At 47.9% G+C, this 17,901-nt stretch carries 10 protein-coding genes; 1 reads left to right on the forward strand and 9 read right to left on the reverse strand.

Features of this window, described 5'->3' with window-relative positions; translation table 11 throughout:
* Positions 1 to 512 precede the first annotated feature (512 nt).
* From CIK99_RS03155 to CIK99_RS03175, 5 genes are all read right to left on the reverse strand, one after another.
* Entirely contained in the window at positions 513 to 1,457 is a 945-nt protein-coding gene (locus CIK99_RS03155) for a M23 family metallopeptidase (RefSeq protein WP_094379684.1), read from the reverse strand.
* Between the two features lie 180 nt (positions 1,458 to 1,637).
* Positions 1,638 to 3,734, reverse strand: coding sequence for an ATP-dependent DNA helicase RecG (gene recG / locus CIK99_RS03160; RefSeq protein ID WP_094379687.1), 2,097 nt, complete (start codon positions 3,732 to 3,734; stop codon positions 1,638 to 1,640).
* Positions 3,734 to 4,414: a 2-C-methyl-D-erythritol 4-phosphate cytidylyltransferase gene (locus tag CIK99_RS03165; protein WP_094379690.1), complete on the reverse strand. Its 681-nt coding sequence runs from the start codon at positions 4,412 to 4,414 to the stop codon at positions 3,734 to 3,736. Before CIK99_RS03165 ends, recG begins: the two co-directional genes overlap by 1 nt.
* On the reverse strand, positions 4,414 to 4,977 hold the full coding sequence (locus tag CIK99_RS03170; protein ID WP_094379692.1) for a DJ-1 family glyoxalase III: 564 nt from the start codon (positions 4,975 to 4,977) through the stop codon (positions 4,414 to 4,416). The genes CIK99_RS03165 and CIK99_RS03170 overlap by 1 nt, the downstream gene beginning before the upstream one ends.
* 179 nt (positions 4,978 to 5,156) lie before the next feature.
* Entirely contained in the window at positions 5,157 to 5,870 is a 714-nt protein-coding gene (locus CIK99_RS03175) for a pyridoxine 5'-phosphate synthase (protein WP_094379694.1), read from the reverse strand.
* A 186-nt stretch (positions 5,871 to 6,056) separates the two neighbouring features.
* On the opposite strand from CIK99_RS03175, the gene CIK99_RS03180 reads away from it, so the two are divergent.
* Complete coding sequence (locus tag CIK99_RS03180) at positions 6,057 to 6,944, forward strand: NAD kinase (RefSeq protein ID WP_094379696.1); 888 nt, start codon at positions 6,057 to 6,059, stop codon at positions 6,942 to 6,944.
* A gap of 238 nt (positions 6,945 to 7,182) precedes the next feature.
* Here CIK99_RS03180 and CIK99_RS03185 read toward each other — a convergent pair whose 3' ends face one another.
* From CIK99_RS03185 to CIK99_RS03200, 4 genes are all read right to left on the reverse strand, one after another.
* On the reverse strand, positions 7,183 to 8,418 hold the full coding sequence (locus tag CIK99_RS03185) for an Ig-like domain-containing protein (RefSeq protein ID WP_094379698.1): 1,236 nt from the start codon (positions 8,416 to 8,418) through the stop codon (positions 7,183 to 7,185).
* 158 nt (positions 8,419 to 8,576) lie between these two features.
* Positions 8,577 to 12,617: a hypothetical protein gene (locus tag CIK99_RS03190; RefSeq protein WP_144007883.1), complete on the reverse strand. Its 4,041-nt coding sequence runs from the start codon at positions 12,615 to 12,617 to the stop codon at positions 8,577 to 8,579.
* Between the two features lie 403 nt (positions 12,618 to 13,020).
* Positions 13,021 to 14,520 carry a BACON domain-containing protein gene (locus CIK99_RS03195; RefSeq protein WP_094379702.1) on the reverse strand — a complete coding sequence of 500 codons (1,500 nt, stop codon included), beginning with the start codon at positions 14,518 to 14,520 and terminating at the stop codon, positions 13,021 to 13,023.
* A 16-nt stretch (positions 14,521 to 14,536) separates the two neighbouring features.
* Entirely contained in the window at positions 14,537 to 17,809 is a 3,273-nt protein-coding gene (locus CIK99_RS03200) for a carboxypeptidase regulatory-like domain-containing protein (protein ID WP_094379704.1), read from the reverse strand.
* Positions 17,810 to 17,901: the final 92 nt, after the last annotated feature.

A 17,901-nucleotide genomic window follows, 5' to 3' on the forward strand; every position in this document is an offset into this window, starting at 1 on the left:
TTTTTCTATTTATCCACTATTAATACGAATAAAGATAAATGGAACATAATATCAGGGCATAGAGAATGGACTAAGAACGGGTGTGATGACAACAACTGGCCTAAAGGAATGAAAGTATAAGGACAACAGGAATGAAATATTATCAACAGACGTGTTTGATTTATCATCATAACGTGTTGAGTTTATATTCCGCAGTGCGGAACGTACGTTCACCACTGCGGAATGTACGTTCACCACTGCGGAATGTACGTTCCGCAGTGCGGAACATAAACTCGAGACGTATGTCTTATAAAAAGGAATAGGCTGTACGAGATAATCATATAGCCTATGATGGGAAAATACAAACAGGGGAATTGGAATGATTATATTAGCCGAATATTAAGGATAAAGAATGATGTGTGAAATGCTTATTGCTTTCTGCATTTTGCCTCATAGATATTCCGATAACGCCACCAAATGGAAAAAGGGGTAGAAATTGCTTTCCACCCCTTTTGTTTATACTGTGAGAATTATTAATTGTATTTCAAGATTTGTCCTGGCATCAGGCGTATGCGCTTTCCTATTCGGTTCAGTTTGCAAAGGGCATCGACGGTAGTGCCGCGCTTCCTTGCGATTGACGAGAGTGTCTCGCCTGCTGTAACCTTATGGAACTTGACGTCCTTGGTGTATTTAGCCTCTGGTGCTGCCACCGAGAGTTCCACGTCGTCATCGTTCTGAGCCATGTCGTCACGTCCGCTACCTGCACCACGTAGGCGGTTGGCCAATTCAGACTCATGATCATGACGGCTACGATAGAACATATAATAATCGCCTACCACGTCTTGGTTTCTGAAGTCGAAGAAAATGGCGGGATTGAGAGCGACGCCACACAGGCGGGTCTCGAAATGCAAATGCGAGCCAGTGCTTCGGCCTGTGTTTCCTCCCAATCCTATCGGGTCGCCGGCCTCTACGAGCTGGTCTTCGTCAACCAACTGTTTCGACATGTGGCCGTAGATAGTCTCGAGACCGTTTCCGTGACGGATGACGACATATTTTCCATATCCTTTACCGTCATATCTTACCATACGCACCTTTCCGCTGAATGCAGCCCTGATAGTATCGCCGATATAAACCTTTACGTCGATTCCTTTATGCTGACGTCCCCAGCGACGTCCGAAGTTGGAAGTCACTACCCTATTGGTCGTTGGCATACAGAAATTTCTCAGGTCAATACGGAATGTATCTGGCAACACGGTAGCTTTGTGAGCGTATTTGTTGTTCCAATCTTCATAGAGGTCAGCAGCCGGATTTTCCAACTGCTCAATCTGCACGAGTCTGCTGAGGACAACAGAATCGACAGCTTTCATTTTCTTGTCGATTGGTGCCTGGCGTGCCAAGATGTCCTGTCCCATCGTCGGGATAGCTGATAGGGACACAAATGTCACTAAGGCAAGTTTCTTTAATTTGTTAAATATCATATTATTTTAATAGTTATTTGTATCTTTAAAGTCGTTGTATGGTAACGATAATTACAATCCAATTATGCCATTACATGCTACAAGACTACAGGTTTTGTAAAATCAACATTGCAAAGGTACAATTTTTATTTGAAAACAGAAACTATTATGGCACTTTTTATGTGTATTTTAACACTTTTCTCACGAAATAGCAGACCAGTTAACATTAGTTTTGCGCAATTCGTACAATCTGCGCAAAAAAACAGCATTCTCATCGCTGTGTAAGAGCGGATCGGCATCAATCACTGTCTGAGCCTCTTCGCGTGCCAGTTGCACGAGTTGTCCGTCACGTGCTATGTCAGCAATTTTCAGGTCGAAGGCCATTCCGCTCTGTTGTGTTCCCTCAAGGTCGCCGGGTCCTCTGAGCTTGAGATCGGCCTCAGCTATCTTGAACCCGTCGTTGGTGTCGCACATGATGTCGATGCGCTTTCGTGTGTCGGCACTGAGCTGCGGACATGTGACAAGAATGCAGTATGACTGATCGGCGCCTCGTCCCACACGTCCTCTCAGCTGGTGGAGCTGTGAGAGTCCGAAGCGCTGGGCGTCGAGTATCACCATCACCGATGCATTAGGCACGTTCACTCCCACTTCTATCACCGTTGTCGCCACAAGGATCTGAGTCTCACCCGAGGCAAAGCGCTGCATCTCTTCCTCTTTTTCCTTGGGTTTGATTTTCCCGTGCACCTTGCTCATTTTAAATTCGGGAAATATCTGTTTCAGCGACTCATAGCCGTCTTCGAGGCTTTTCAGGTCTATGCGTTCGCTCTCTTCTATGAGCGGGAACACGATATAAGCCTGTCGGCCCATCCTTATCTGCCTGCGGATGCTTTCGTATAGTTGCGGCAGTTGTGCGTCAAAGACATGTTGCGTCTGGACAGGTTTACGTCCTGGCGGCAGCTCGTCAATCACGCTGACGTCGAGGTCGCCATATAGTGTCATGGCGAGTGTGCGTGGTATTGGTGTTGCCGTCATCACCAGCACATGTGGCGGATTGGCGCTTTTGCTCCACAATTTTGCCCGTTGCGCCACTCCGAAGCGGTGCTGTTCGTCCACCACTACCATTCCAAGGTGCAGAAACTGTACGGTGTCTTCTATCACGGCGTGCGTTCCCACTAAGATGTCTATTTGTCCCGAAGCCAATTCTTCGAGCACCTGTTTGCGGCGTTTGCCCTTGACTATTCCCGTGAGCAGTTCCACTCGTATGGGCATATCGTTGAGAAAGGCCTGAATGGTCTGCAGGTGTTGTTCGGCGAGTATTTCCGTTGGAGCCATGATACATGCCTGAAAGCCGTTGTCGATGGCAATGAGCATCGACATCAGCGCCACGAGCGTCTTTCCGCTTCCCACGTCGCCCTGCAGCAGTCTATTCATCTGCCTTCCGCTTTTCATGTCGTTCCATATCTCCCTGACCACACGTTTCTGTGCACCGGTGAGGGGGAAGGGGAGATTATTGTAATAGAAGCCGTTAAACTTCTCGCCTATGCGTGGGAAGAGATAACCGCGGAACTTGCGTCTGTTGTCGCTCACATAGCGCACGATGTTGAGCTGCACGTAAAACAGTTCCTCAAACTTCAGCCTCACGCGTGCTTTCTCGAGGTCTTTGGCCGACTGCGGGAAATGGATGTTTCTCAAGGCCTCGTCGCGTGAAGCGAGATGCAGTCTTGAGGTCATCGTCTCGGGCAGGGTCTCGGGAATAGGTTCTTTAAGGAGGTCGCAGAGGTTTCTCACGAGTCTTTCTATCGAGCGCGGCGTGAATCCGGCCTTCTTCATTTTCTCTGTCAAGGAGTAATACGGCTGCATGCCCATTCCTGTGAGCTGTATGTCGTCGGCAGGATCCATGTCGGGATGTACCACATTGATGCGTCCGTTATACACGGTAGGTTTCCCGAACACCACATACTCTTTACCTATTTTATAATGCGTGCGTGCATATCGTCCGCCATTAAACCATGTGAGGTCCATGAGGTGATGTCCGTCGGTGAAGTGGGCCACTACCCTCTCTTTCCTCGGTCCCATCTCAAACGTCTCGAAGCTGAGTATCTTGCCAAGTATCTGAACGTAAGGCATCTCGGTGTTCACCTCCGCTATTCTGTAAACCTTGCTACGGTCGATATACTTATAGGGAAAGGTCATGAGCAAATCGGCGAAAGTCTTGATGCCGAGTTCGTCACCTAAGACCTTCGCCCTTTTGGGCCCTACACCAGGCAGATATGTTATCTCGCTTTCGAGGTTTACCATCAGCAGACAGGGATATTGAGTCCGCCCTTGAGTATGGCATCTGCGAATGCCATATCAACTGGACGAGTGATTTTTATGTTTGTTGGTTCGCCATCGATATGCGTCTCGCTGTTAGCGAATGCCGAGCATACAGACGCGTCGTCGGTAAACGCCTCGCTGAAAGGCTGTCCATATGCCTTGAGCATCACCCTTAGAGGGAAGCACTGCGGAGTCTGCACCAGACGGTAGTCGGCACGTTGCACATTGCCCTTGCCCACATGATACAACGTATCCACGACGGGCACCACGGGGATGCACATGTCATACTTGCGTGCTCCGGCGAAGCATCGTTCTATCAGATCTACCGTGAGCAAAGGGCGCACGCCGTCGTGCACACCCACCACACCTTGGGGGTCGTCGTCGATCAACTCGAGTCCGTTTCTCACCGACTGGTATCTTGTATCGCCTCCATTGGCTATACGCACCTTCACGTCGAACGAGTGTTTCCGGCACAGCTCATGCCAATAATCCTGCTGATCTACGGGCAGCACGAGTATGATATCAAGCTCAGGGGAATACTCGCGGAAGCGGTTTATGGTGTGCATCAGGATAGGCAGTCCCTGAAGTTTCAAAAACTGCTTGGGTATCTCGCCACCCATGCGCAGTCCTTTTCCTCCGGCTACGATTATCGCGTGGTCCATCACTTAGCGGTCAAATGATTGAACATCATACCTTCGCGCAGCTGGTCAGCCACTGCCTTCCCGGCAAAAATCTCGAGTATGGCATAGGCATAAGGGAATGCAGCAGCAGGTCCCTCGCCAGTGATGATATTACCGTCGATAGTGACCAGTTGCTTTGTATATTCGGCACCTGTCATCGTGCTTTCACAACCCGGATAACAAGTGGCACGTTTGCCTTCCAGCAAGCCGAGCGAGCCGAACACCATCGGTGCGGCACAGATGGCGGCTATGCGCTTTCCACTCTCATAATGCTTTACGAGAGCCTCGCGCAGTCCCTCGTGTGCATTGAGATTGGTTGAGCCAGGCAGTCCGCCAGGCAGCATGAGCAGGTCGGCGTCAGCAAGGTCAACATCGTCGAAGAGAGCGTCGGTCTTCAGCGTCACGCCATGTGCCGATGTTACATATTCACTACCCGTAATGCTTACCATTACTATTTCCTGTCCTCCGCGACGAAGGATATCTACTGGTGCCAATGCCTCTACATCCTCGAAGCCCTCGGCCATGAATTGATAAATCTTTGCCATAATATTATATTTTTGGGGGAGTTAAAGAGTTATCTCGGCTCAAACATTCGTCTTTAACTTCTTTAACTTCCTTATCTTCTTTAACTTCCTTAACTTCTTTAACTTCCTTAACTTCCTTAACTTCTTTAACTTCCTTAACTTCTTTAACTTCCTTAACTTCTTTAACTTCCTTAACTTCTTTAATTCAATGCCTCCAAATATTTCTTTATTGTCTCATGCAGTCCCATATATAGGGCATCGCAAATCAGCGCATGACCGATGCTCACCTCGTCCACCCATGGTATATGCTGGTGGAAATAGTGGAGGTTGACGAGACTGAGGTCGTGACCGGCATTCAGTCCCAGACCTATTTCTCGTGCTGCCACGGCGGCCTCCACGAATGGCTTTATAGCCTCTTCCCGGTCAGCAAGATAGCCCGAGGCATATGGCTCGGTATAGAGTTCCACGCGGTCGGTGCCACACTCCTTGGCGGCAGCCACCATCTCGGCGTCTGGATCGACGAAGATCGACGTGCGTATTCCCGCTTCCTTAAACCGTCCCACCACATCGGTTAGGAAAGCCTTGCACTGCTTGGTGTTGTATCCGTGGTTTGACGTGATCTGATTCTCTGCGTCTGGCACCAGCGTCACCTGTGTGGGCCTTACTTCCAGCACCAGCTCGATATATTTGTCAATTGGATTACCCTCAATGTTCAGTTCTGTCGTTATCCTTGGTTTAATGTCGCGCACATCCTGGTATCTGATGTGTCTTTCATCTGGACGAGGGTGAACGGTGATGCCTTGCGCACCGAAAGCCTCGCAGTCCAGGGCCACCTGCAAGACGTCGGGATTATTGCCGCCTCTTGCGTTTCTTATGGTAGCCACCTTGTTGATGTTTACGCTTAACTTTGTCATCTTTATAACATATATAAATTGTTGAAAAATAAAAAAGTGGCATTGGGCAACAAAAAACTATGGCAAACATTTTGTCGTTTTACCTTTTTGCATTACCTTTGCCGACGATTCATGGGGCAAAATTAGTATAAATTACGCAAAAAACAAAACAAAAAGCGATTTATTTTCGCTTGACATCGACTAATAATGACACGTACACTCAAATTTGCCATTTTCGGCAACACTTTTCAGGTCAAAAAATCGGCCTTCATAAACAAAATCATCAGCACACTGAAGGATAGTGGTGCCGAGGTGAATATCGACAGTGAATATTATCATTTCCTTGTCGAGACCGGACGTCTTGACTTTCCCATCGACAATGTGTTCAGAGGCGAAGATTTTGATGCCGACTTCGTGGTCTCCATGGGAGGAGACGGCACCTTTCTCAAGGCGGCGAGTCGTGTAGGCTCTAAGGGCACTCCCATCATCGGCGTCAATATGGGACGATTAGGATTCCTTGCCGATGTTCATCCCGAAGAGTTCCACGACTGCATATCGGCCATCAAACAGGGCAAATACACGATAGAAGACCGCACTGTGATTACGGTTTCTACCGACGGGACCGACTTCGTGGGTTACGACTGCGCCCTCAACGACGTAGCCATTCTCAAGCGCGACAGTGCCTCGATGATCACCATCCATGCCAGCATCAACGGCGAGTATCTAACCACATATCAGGCCGATGGTCTTGTGATCAGCACGCCCACCGGTTCCACCGCCTACTCCCTTTCGGTTGGCGGTCCTATCATCGTCCCCGGCACCCACGTATTTTCTCTCACTGCCGTTGCGCCTCACAGTCTCAGCATGCGTCCTATCGTGTTGAGCGACGACTCGGTGATCACTCTTCAGGTGGAATGCCGCAGCCATCATTTCCTTGTGGCTCTCGACGGTCGCAGCGAGAAGTGTTGCGAGGGTTCGACCATCACATTGCGCAAGGCTCCTTACAGTATAAAAATAGTAAAGCGCCAGCATTCCACCTATTTCTCCACTCTAAGGGAGAAACTGATGTGGGGTGCTGACACTCGTAGAGTATAGTTGACGAGTTGATAGTTTTTTAGTTGACAACTTATTACTAAAGTTTCCCACACCCACAGAAGCAGCTGTAGTGGGTGTGGGAAACTCTTATTTATAACCTTCTGGTTGTTACCACCCGATGAGCCACCCAGGTCGTCATCATCAGAGCACAAGCCGCCACCATGAGCATGGTGGCGGCGAGCAGTGAATATATTTTAAATATCTTCATTTACTGAATAATTACGTTTTGAGCAACAGATTATTTCACAACCTTCTTACCGTTAACGATATTAATGCCCTTAACGAGCTTGTTGACACGCTGTCCTGCTACGTTATATACGGCTCCGTCATTGATTGTCTCAGCCTTAATGTCAGAGATGCCGGTAGTAACACCATTAAGAGAGTAGATGCTTGAACCAGTCATCTCTTTTGTTCCCTTGTAATCAACCAACTTACCGTAAACAATCACCTTATCTCCAACCTTGATTTGGTCTTCAGCAGTAAAATTTTCACCTTCAAGATAATAGCCTCTGTATATCTCCAAATCATTGGCAGAATATTCAGCACCATCACCAATCCAATAAGTAGCGTTACCATACGATGTGCTAACCTCTTGTATCTTGGTAATAGTACCTATTACATAAACCTCAGTCTCCAATCCCTGACCGGCTGTAATGAGGTCGTTAGCCTTTGCTACAGTATAAGCTGTCTCTGGAGTGTTTGTGATATCAACAGGTGGTTCGGGCGCTACTTTTACGATAAGTTTATATGAAACAGAACCAGCCTCAAACTCTTCATTTCCTGCAAATACAGCTGTAATATTAGATGTACCAGCAGCTACAAGAGTGATATTTCCCTCAGCATCAATAGTTGCCACATCAGTATTATCGCTGCTGTATGTAACTGCGAGATTATTCTCATTAGAAAGAGTCGGGAAATTATTATCCTCGCTACCAATAGTCACCTCACGAGAAGCAACTCCCCATGAAAGACCGGGAGCTTTCTTTGATTCACCAATAAACAGTTCTGCATTGTCAAAACGGATATTTTTTGATGAAGTATTATCAAATTTCAGAGTAACAGAGGCTGTTCCTTCTGCTACTGTTACAGGAATAGTATAATCATTTCCTGTGTTTGTCTTATCACCTATTGTAGCGTCGTCTGATGTAACTAAAAGGGTGTTTTTGTTTGCCTTAAAATTCAATGTCATCTCACCACTCTTTCCTTTCATAGGAATAGTAACTGAGAATGAACCTCCTTTCTTACTGATAAGTAACTCAGGTGCCTCACCTCCTGCTATCGCTTCAATAAAGACTTTGGTTGAAGATTCTCCATCTTTACAAGCGTAGCCATAATCACCACCTGCCGGCACATCATTTGCAGCATAAGAATTAAAGTTTTCTGCCCAAAGGGTTTCTTTCTGTGCAGCCACACTTCCACATACGAGCATCAGCATGCTCAGCAATGAATAACGTAAAGTTTTAATCATAATCATAATATTTAAATTTGTTAATAATGTATTTATTCCGCATAAGTGATAACAATCGACTTGGCACGCAACTGGCTTGGTGCTCCAGTAGTAGAAGACACCCTATGAACACAGTTATGGAACACTCGTGTTCATAGGGTATCCAGTTGTAGTTAAATTTTTAATTACTTTAATACTTTAATTCCATTCTTAATGACCAGTCCCTTTGTCTGCGCATCGCGCTTTCTGCCGAGCAGGTCATAAACGGCATCGGTGTCGCCCGTAGCTTCTGCGTCTATAAGGCGCAGGTCGGTGGAGGTGCCGTCGGAGTGAATCACTTTGGCGTTGCTGAATGCGCCGGAGCCTCCCACTGATGGTTCTGTCGTGGATTCCTTTGCCACGAAATAGCAGTGGAAGCCTTTCATCTCCACGTCTGAATTAACATGGTATATCTTGTCGCCGCTGATGACGTAGATGTTCTCACTTTCCGTCACATCGAAAGGAGTTATCATGCGCTTGTTGTATTCACCCTGCATGGTGAGGGTGGTGTTATTTGCGGTTTGGGATGTACCAGTCGGAACGTATGTTTCAGAAGTACAAGTTATCGTCCTGTCCTTAATCTCGTAGATGTTGTCCGAAACATCTTTCGAAGGTTTAATAAGATAAGGTGTGCCGGCTGTAATTTCCGTTGCAGCGCTGAACTTCATGGTGTAGGAATTAGTCTCACTGTTATATTCCAAGTCGCTGAACGTCTCTACCTTAGTGCCGCTGCCGAACAACGTAGAAATCTCATCAGATGTCAATGAATATGGCAGGCAGATGGTGTTCCAATCATCTTTCTTCAATGCACGGCGCATCTTGATATTACAGTTCTTGGCGTTATAATTCTTGGCGTTATATGTCTTGGCGTTATATGTCTTGGCGTTATATTCACAGAGCGCCATGGTCATCGCCTCGTTCTCCTCGTCGAGCAATATATAGTCAACTATCTGCACATTGCCTGTTGCTCCTTCGAGCCATGCGGTGAAGGGCTCGGCTGTTGTTGTCACCGTATTTCTGACAAAGCAAGGCAAGGTGTTGTTGTCGCCACTATATCTTGCCGTTGTGCAAGCTCCTACAGGAACATTAGTGTTCTTGGAGAACGTTCCCTTGAAATCGCTGTAAGTCGCATTGACTGTAGGCGTAGATACTATGCCGCTGCGCATGACGAGAGGTATTGTTGTTCCTGTTGTCACTGTTGTCGTTGGAACATAGAGCATGCAAGGCACTCCGGCCGGTATGGTGTCAACCATCACCACGTTCACCTGCTCCTGTGCGCCAACCGTCTGTATCTTTCCTATTATCATCACCTTTGCGCCATCTGGCAAATCAACGCGTTCCACCACTCCTGGCAGACAAATCATGTGGTAGCCCTTGTCGGTCTGCGTCAGATTATAGATTAGCTGTCCCTTTGTGGCTGCGCCTGATGTCGGGGTGTATTTGAAGTCATGTGTTTGGTCGAGCATGCAGTTGGGGATATAGTCTGTCTGCTCGCTTGGCACATATACCGCCACGTTCGGCAACTTCCATACCAACTTGTCTGCATACGGGTCGTCGGATGTTTTAACGTTCATGATGTAGTTGGGCGTAGTATTGGCCTCAGGAATGGCGTCGAGGCAGGTCACTGTACGGCTCTCGTCAGGCAGGGTAGCGGTGTAATACTTTGTACCCTCTACCACTGGGCGGTAGCAGCCTTTCTTCCAGCCCGAGAAACCACCCAGCTTGTCGTTGAGTTCGCTCTCTGAGCCTAACTTCTCCGTATAGTTATCGATTTCTTTGTCGCAAACGTAGAAGCAGTTGTTTACATTCTGATGAGACGATGTATTTGCGATGGTGCCATACACTGTTTTGCTGTCAAACTTTTTCCCCGTTTCATCACATTCATAGGTGAACGAGGCATAGCATTGCTTTATGGCTGTGGGGTTGGTGCTTTCTATCACTTTACTAAACTTACCTGCCAGTCCGCCTACATAGAGGTAGGTAGTGACAGGGAAAAATGAACCCACACCTCCAGAATTAACAATTTGTCCGTCCACCGTCTTGCTGGACACCTTGATGCTGCCCTTAAAGTAGCTGTTCTCCACGGTTGAGGGCTCGTAGATGTTCAGGCAGAGCCCTGTGGCCGCTACATTATTGTCTGCTACTAAACTGCTGCGGTATGCCTCTATGTTGCCGCTTACGTAGCAGTTCTTGATATATCCCGGTTTCGACACCTGTCCATCCGCACTGCCGCCCACGAAGCAGGCTATGGAGGTGACGATGCCCGTCTTGTCTGCCTTGCCCTTGTAGTCGAGCAGGGTGAGGTTCTTTACTGTGCCCTGCAGGTAGTGGAACAGGTATCCCTTCTCGGTGACCAGCCCGTTGATGCTGTGCCCATTGCCGTCGAAGGTGCCCTGGAAGGGGTTTGCCTGGCCTATGGCAGGCATGGGCTGCTCGCTCATGTCGATGTCGGCGGTGAGCTTGTAGTACTTGTCCACACCATCTCCCTGCTCCACTGTTTTTTGGAACAGCCGGAGGTCAGCCTCTGAGCCTATCAGGTAGGGAGATTCTTGCGAGCCTGCTCCCTTCATGTCGGATATGCTGCCGCCGCAGATGACGGGCATGGGGTATTTTTTAAGGTCGCCCTCAGTGGTTATCCTGCCCCACTGGTTGCCGCCATCGCTCAGAGCGTTCAGCCCGGCGAGAAGCTCATCTCCTTTCAGCTCTTCGGGGGTGATTGACTTGAATTTTAAATTTTCGTTTTTGAAATAGAAGCCCTCGTCCTTCACACCGTTTACGTAGGTACAGTATTTTACTCCTTTTGCCCATTCCCAGTCGTCGTCAACATCTTGCTGTGATTCCCCATTATTATAGTCAAGGACTACTGGGTTGTAACCTATAGCGGTATTGCTCTCAATGATGTGGTTGCCTGCCACAATACAGTTTTTCAGCGTTAATCCCTGATACACAGTATTACTTAACGCCAGTCCAAAAGAGGTGATGAAGGCATTGCCTTTGCTGTCGTCATGAAGATACAGTTCCACATTGGTATATGCAGCGCACTGGTCTTTCATGTGTCCTTTATCCCATTTAGTTAATATTCCTACAGAGCTGAAGGTTCCTATACGTATGTTATATAACTCACGATTTTGCTCCCCCAAGGGTTGCACACGTACCGGGTTGTCAGGCTCACCTACCTTGATGGTTCCGTATGTGGTGCACAGTGTGCATCGTCCTGATTTATAAGAAAAGCTGGCCACGTCAAGGGGATATTCATTCCCTCCGATATAGTATTCGCCGTGTGTCTGTATGTCGAAGTCCATGCCAGCCACACAGCCGTATGCATCCCCTATATTTACTCCTATACCATAGACGCCGATGGCGGGAGAGCCTGTAACCTTGAACTTACCTTTGGTAGAGCAGGAATAGAGATTGACTTTACTGAATGAATTAAAAGTTTTGTCTCCATATCCTAATATTCCGCCTGCATAGACTAAGGATTTTATGTGGAAGGAATGTAGGACGAAGTTGCCGTTGAACGAACATTTGCGGAAAACACCATGATTCAAGCTGCGGCCTACCAGGCCGCCAATAGCTAACTCATTCTGTGAGGCGTTGTCGATGTTCCTGACGCACGAGTTCTTGACGTGACAGTTCAGGAAGGTGGCATTGGATGTCGAGCCGGCAATAAAGCCATAAAAGTTGGAACGGAAGGGGTAGGATGCGCACATATAGCTGTCGGCAATGGTGAGGTTGCGTATTGTGCCCTCGTCAACCACGCCGAACAGACCATTGTAATAGTCATTGGCTTCGATAAATAGTCCGTAGATGGTATGGCTATTGCCGTTGAAGTTGCCCTTGAATTTATTATCGCTCCAATAGCCGTATTTGCCTATGGGAGTCCATACCTGGAAGTTGCCAGTGTTGCGGTCTGTACAGTCGGCATTGACCAGGTTTTTGTTGAGGGTGATGTCATTGGTCATCACGAAGTGCTTGCCCGAGTAGTCCTCCCCTCCCTCGCGTACCATATAGGCAAGGTTGGCAAGGTCCTGGGCGTTCCTTATCTCGTATGGATTGGAGTATGAGCCGTCGCCGCTGGTAAAAGGGTTTGACGGCTTAGAGGTGGGATAAGTCCAAGCATACAACTCAACCTCCCCAGTGAAGAATAGGAGGAGGTAAAGAATACTAATTATTCTATTTAATTTCATATCATTATTATTTTCGTTATTTTCAAAAACGCTGCAAAGTTAATGGAAAAAAGGGAAACAGGAATGTCAAAACGGAAAAACAATTTGTCAAAACAGCAAAATGTTTATCAAAACGGGAAAAAGTTACAAAATCACCGTTATTTTTAATTCAACCTTCACTCTTAATTCTTAATTTCTAAATGCTTTCTTCCCATTCACGATAACCAGCCCTTTGGTCCGCTCATTGCGCCGACGACCGAGCAGGTCGTAGATATATGCTATATGAATAATTGGTGCAAAGATACACTATTTATTCATATTCACAAGAAAAAAAGGGGAAAAACAGCAAAAGCAATAAAAATCGGCGACATAACACCTATTAGGGTTATGCCGCCGAAATAATATAGATTAACTAAATGACGTATTATTCAGCCTTTTTTACGCCGAAGCAAACAGCGTTCTTGCCTTGAGGAGCATTCTTATTTGATGTCTTGATGGTCACTACAGTGATGGTGTCGCCAACAGCGATTGCATTGTCCTTAATGAAGTACTGCTTGTTTTCACCTGTCCAGTCGCCATATACTCCATAGAGATAAACTTTCTCACCTGTCCCATCCTCGATATATACGTTGCCATACTTGTCGTTGGCAATCTCGGTTATCTTACCGGTAAGGACATAGAACTTGTCGTTGCTGTCCTCGGCAGCATTGAAGTCGGCAAGTGAGATAGGCTCAGCAGAGGCACATATTTCCTCGAGCTTTCCACTACCCACCTGAGGTGTACCCTTATATTCGGCATGCTTACCAACGATAGTAACCACATCGTTGAGTGCGACAGTACCAGATGCCTTGTATACGTAGATCTGACCAGTGTAGTCGCTGATGTAGTACTTGCCAGAGGCGGCGTCGTCAACCTTTGTTACAAGACCAGTCAGGCGATACTGTGCATTACCTACCTCTGTGGCAATAAAATCAGCCACGGAAACCGGCACGATGGCCCCCTTCTGGGCGATGTCAACCTTAGAAGAGTACTCCTTTTTGCCGTCGTTGGTGGTGAAGGTAATTGTGGTGCTGCGGTCGCCGCCCGTGTTAGGAGCAGCCTTGAACACAACCTCCGTACCGCCGTTTCTGATGGCAGCGATAGAGAGCCAGTCCTTGGCATCCTCAGGAATGTCAACCGACACGCCCTTGCCCTTGCATGATACGTAGGCAGTGAGTTCACCTCCTTCGAGAGGCAGTGTGTTGCCCATTTTTCCAGCCACGTATGTAGAGTCAACTTTGATGAGCGACTTTGTGATGCTGTTCACGGTAACATTCTTAAGTTCTATAGTACCATTGTGGGTAACTCTTGGACCCTCACAGTCCACCACATCACCAACCTCAATACCGAGGGAAGAGAAGTTTTTCTCAGCTCCCTTAGCGTCGAGAGTACCATAAATATACACCTCGCCAGTACCATCGTTGATGTACATGTTTCCGTATGTGGTGTTCTCAATCTTTGTCACAGCACCCTTAATACGGTAGCTGACGTTGTCAGAACCCTTGTTTACTTCAGCACAAGTAGAGACAGCCAGTTCCACCTTCTCTGCCATCTGCATTACCTTCAGCATCTGCTTGTCGCCGTTGCACTCAATAGTGACATACGCCTCATTCGACTTTGAAGTTGCTGGTGCAGTGAAGGTTACGGTAGTATTGCCAGAGCCAGATGTTGGCGACACAGTCACCCATTCAGGTATGTCAGATATAGTCCAATCTCCAGAGGCAGTTACATCTATGCTTGTCGAGCCTCCTTCTGCAGGCAGTGCCACGTAAGAAGAGGTGACACGAACATTGTCGAGATAGCTCACGACATCTTCATCAGAGCAGCTCGTTACAAATGTTGCAAGAGCCGCGATGACCATCGGGAAGAAATATTTCAGTTTCATATTTTTTGTTCTCTTATTAGTTGAAAATGTACTTGATACCGACAGAAGCATACCAGCACTGTCCCACGGCATGATTGAGGGTCCATGTCTGAGTATTGCCGTTGATGGCTTCTGGTGTAGAGAATGTAGCATATCCTTGCTTGTCAACGCCCTCATACTTCAGGATTCGTGGGTCAGAACCAATCTCCGGATTGAGATACTTGCTCACGCCCCACTTCGAGTTGAAGAGGTTGAGTACATTCTTCACGTCGCAGCTGAGCTGAAGGGTATGCTTTGTTCTTCCCACATTGAGTGTAAAGTCATGCTTGTAGCTTATGTCAACACGATGAACCCATGGGTTGTAGAGGCTGTATGCCTCTGCATATTCGCCCTGGTGCTTGCTCAGGTAGCTGTCGCTGTGTACGAAGTCCATGAATCTGGTCTTGTCGTCTTCTGACACGAAGCGGAACTCGCCGTTGGCAACCTGCTGGTCTGTTGGTATATACAGTGCATCGTAGTTATAGCCGTCGCCGTTGATGTCGTTCATCATCATGTACGAGTAGTTGTAGCCGCCGCGCCATGTCTCGTAGATAAGACTCAAGTGGTTGCCGTGGCTGTCGTTGTTGGTTACGGAGAAGACGAATCGGTCTGGTGTCACGTTCTGTGAGTTATGGAGGTGCATGTTGTTAGGACCTTCCACTGTTGACACGTAGTTGAGCACCGAACCGGCATTAGAACCTGGCAGTGATGTCACCTCCTTGCTTACGCTGTGTGTATATGCAGCCATAAGACTCAGCCACTCGAACGGACGTGCATTCAACTGCAAGCTGGCCGACCATCCATAGCCGCGGCTTGTGTTCTCAAGCACGTATGCGCTCTGCAGGGTCTGGAATCCCTTAGGGAATATGGCGCGGTTGTCGGCACCGTTCAGTCGTGGGAAATTAGTCACGTCAGGCACTGCCCAGTCTTTGATCATGGCAGCATTGAGAGTTTTGTTATAGATATACTCTCCAGTGATGGTGAATGGGAACGACACTGGCAGCTGGTAGTCGATAGCTATTGAAGACTTCCACACCTGTGGCATCTTGAAATCGGGATCAACGCCGCAAATGGTTGAAGGTATTGCTCCTTCTTCAGGAGTGATGGTAGTTGGGAATCCCATAGATATGATTTTGTCGCGCAGGGCTGCGATAGAGGCGTTGCCGTTGGCATCGGTAACAAGACCTCCTTCAAACTTGCTCATGTCGACTTTGGTTCCCTTTACTCCTGTTGCATTGAGCTGTGCCTGATACTGCACCATACCACCGTTTGTAGGCATATTGGTGAAGAACACGAGCGGCAGACGACCCTGGAAGAGTCCGGTACCTCCGCGTACCTTAAGGCTTCTGTCGCCGAGTACGTCCCATGTGAATCCTACACGTGGAGATATGGAGAATCGTGAGTCAGGCCATTTTCCTGTATCGACGCGACGGCCAAAGTAGTCAAGTTCGAGCACGGCGTTGTTGGTCATCAGGTCGGCGTTGTCGAAGAACAATCCGTCGAAACGTATTCCCGCCGTGAGTTTGAAGTTGTCGGTGGCGTTCCACTCGTCTTGTGCATAGAAGCCGAGTTTGTTGAATGTCACTCGTGCAGCAGGACTCGACTCGCCATTGTAGCCATAGGTGAGACATACGATTTCAGGAGCGGCACCGTTGATGAAGTCGTCAACACTGTTGTAACGATAGTAGCCAGTACCGTTTCGCATATACTGGTTGTCGGCCATTTGGTGTTCATAGCTTACGCCACCCATGAGTTTGTGGTTGCCGAGATAGAAGGTCACGTCATCCTTCACGTTCCACACTGTGTTGTGTACGGCGTTGTTATATGTAAACAGCTCATAGCCAAGAGCAATGTAGTTGTTAGTGTCGCCCGAACCATCAAGAATGTCGATGAAGGGGAATTCGGAAGAGTCAGTTCCACGCACGTCGTCGAGTTTAGAGAAAGTAGCGAGGAACTGGTTTGATATATTGTCGCCGAAGCGGCTGTTCAGGTCGAATGACAAAGAGTGTACGAGATTCTTTATCGAGTACATTGAGTTGGCATACGACATTGCATACTGCGATGTACGTGCATAAGCCGAACGCGAACCACCGTCCATTGACGAAGCGTTTGGTGCACTCCAGTTGGTGTTGTTGGTATGGTTGTAACGCAGCGCGAGGTGATGGTTGTCGTTGATGTTCCAGTCGATGCGGGCAAGAATCTTGTAGTTTTTCTCGTCAGCCGGGAAACTGGTCCAAGAGCCTGTATCATATCCGTACTTGTTCTTCACATGCTCGCTCACTCGCTGAAGGTCGTATTCCGTACACTTGGAAATGAAATTGTCGGCATCGGCAACACCATCTTGCGAAGCTCTCCAGCGGTTAGCAATGGTTGGAGTCTTAATATACTCTCCATTGGCGAAGAAGAATAGCTTGTCCTTGATGATTGGTCCGCCGAGGGTGAAACCGTATGTGGTCTGCTGGTCTTTCTCGCGTGCGCTCTGTATCTGCTCGCGGTCCACGGCGTCGCCACGCATGTTTTCGTTTCTGTGATAAACATACGCAGTACCCTTAAATGTGTTGGTACCCGACTTGGTCACGGCGTTCACTCCACCACCGATGAAGTTTGTCTGACGCACGTCGAATGGCGAGATGACCACCTGGAGTTCATCGATGGCATCAAGTGAGATAGGATTGCCACCACCAGGGAGATCCGATGAAAGACCGAAGTTGTTGTTGAAGTCGGCACCATCTACGGTGAAGTTTGCCGTACGTCCGTCAGACCCCTGGAATGTCATTCCGTTACCTCCGTAAGGAGAGAGGCGCGTAACGTCGGTAATAGAGCGGCTTACCGTTGGCAAAGCCGTGATCTGTGCGCTTGTGACGTTGGTCGATGCTCCCATCTTCTCGATGTTGAGCTTTGTAGCTTTTCCTTTCACCACCACCTCACCGAGCACCTGTGTGTCCTCGTTCATGGTTGTGTTGAGGTTGTAGGTCTCACCAAGCTGGAGGATAACGTCCTGCACCTTCTTGGTTTCAAAACCAATGTAGCTGATGGTCACCTCGTAAGGGCCACCTGAGCGCATACCGTTGATATTGAATTGACCTTTTTGGTTAGTTACTCCCACGTACTTTGTGCCTGAAGGAGTGTGTACGGCCTCTACCGTGGCTCCGATTACATCTTCGCCATCAGCCGACACCCTACCAGACAATCCAGACGTAGTAACCTGTGCCACTACCGACGATACCATCAGCATGAGCGTGGCGATTAGGAAATACAATCTCTTTTGCATAAGAAATTTAAATGTTAAAAAATTAATACCTAATACCTAATTGTTATAACCCTTTTGAGGGCTTAATCGATATATCGGGTGCAAAGATAACT

The organism is Prevotella sp. P5-92 (assembly GCF_002251245.1).
GTDB lineage: Bacteria > Bacteroidota > Bacteroidia > Bacteroidales > Bacteroidaceae > Prevotella.

Coding starts and splice junctions, on each gene's coding strand:
- CIK99_RS03175 (WP_094379694.1), bottom strand. CDS start 5,870: ATGACAAAGTTAAGCGTAAACATCAACAAGGTGGCTACCATAAGAAAC.
- CIK99_RS03190 (WP_144007883.1), bottom strand. CDS start 12,617: ATGAAATTAAATAGAATAATTAGTATTCTTTACCTCCTCCTATTCTTC.
- CIK99_RS03155 (WP_094379684.1), bottom strand. CDS start 1,457: ATGATATTTAACAAATTAAAGAAACTTGCCTTAGTGACATTTGTGTCC.
- CIK99_RS03170 (WP_094379692.1), bottom strand. CDS start 4,977: ATGGCAAAGATTTATCAATTCATGGCCGAGGGCTTCGAGGATGTAGAG.
- CIK99_RS03180 (WP_094379696.1), top strand. CDS start 6,057: ATGACACGTACACTCAAATTTGCCATTTTCGGCAACACTTTTCAGGTC.
- CIK99_RS03195 (WP_094379702.1), bottom strand. CDS start 14,520: ATGAAACTGAAATATTTCTTCCCGATGGTCATCGCGGCTCTTGCAACA.
- CIK99_RS03185 (WP_094379698.1), bottom strand. CDS start 8,418: ATGATTATGATTAAAACTTTACGTTATTCATTGCTGAGCATGCTGATG.
- recG (WP_094379687.1), bottom strand. CDS start 3,734: ATGGTAAACCTCGAAAGCGAGATAACATATCTGCCTGGTGTAGGGCCC.
- CIK99_RS03200 (WP_094379704.1), bottom strand. CDS start 17,809: ATGCAAAAGAGATTGTATTTCCTAATCGCCACGCTCATGCTGATGGTA.
- CIK99_RS03165 (WP_094379690.1), bottom strand. CDS start 4,414: ATGGACCACGCGATAATCGTAGCCGGAGGAAAAGGACTGCGCATGGGT.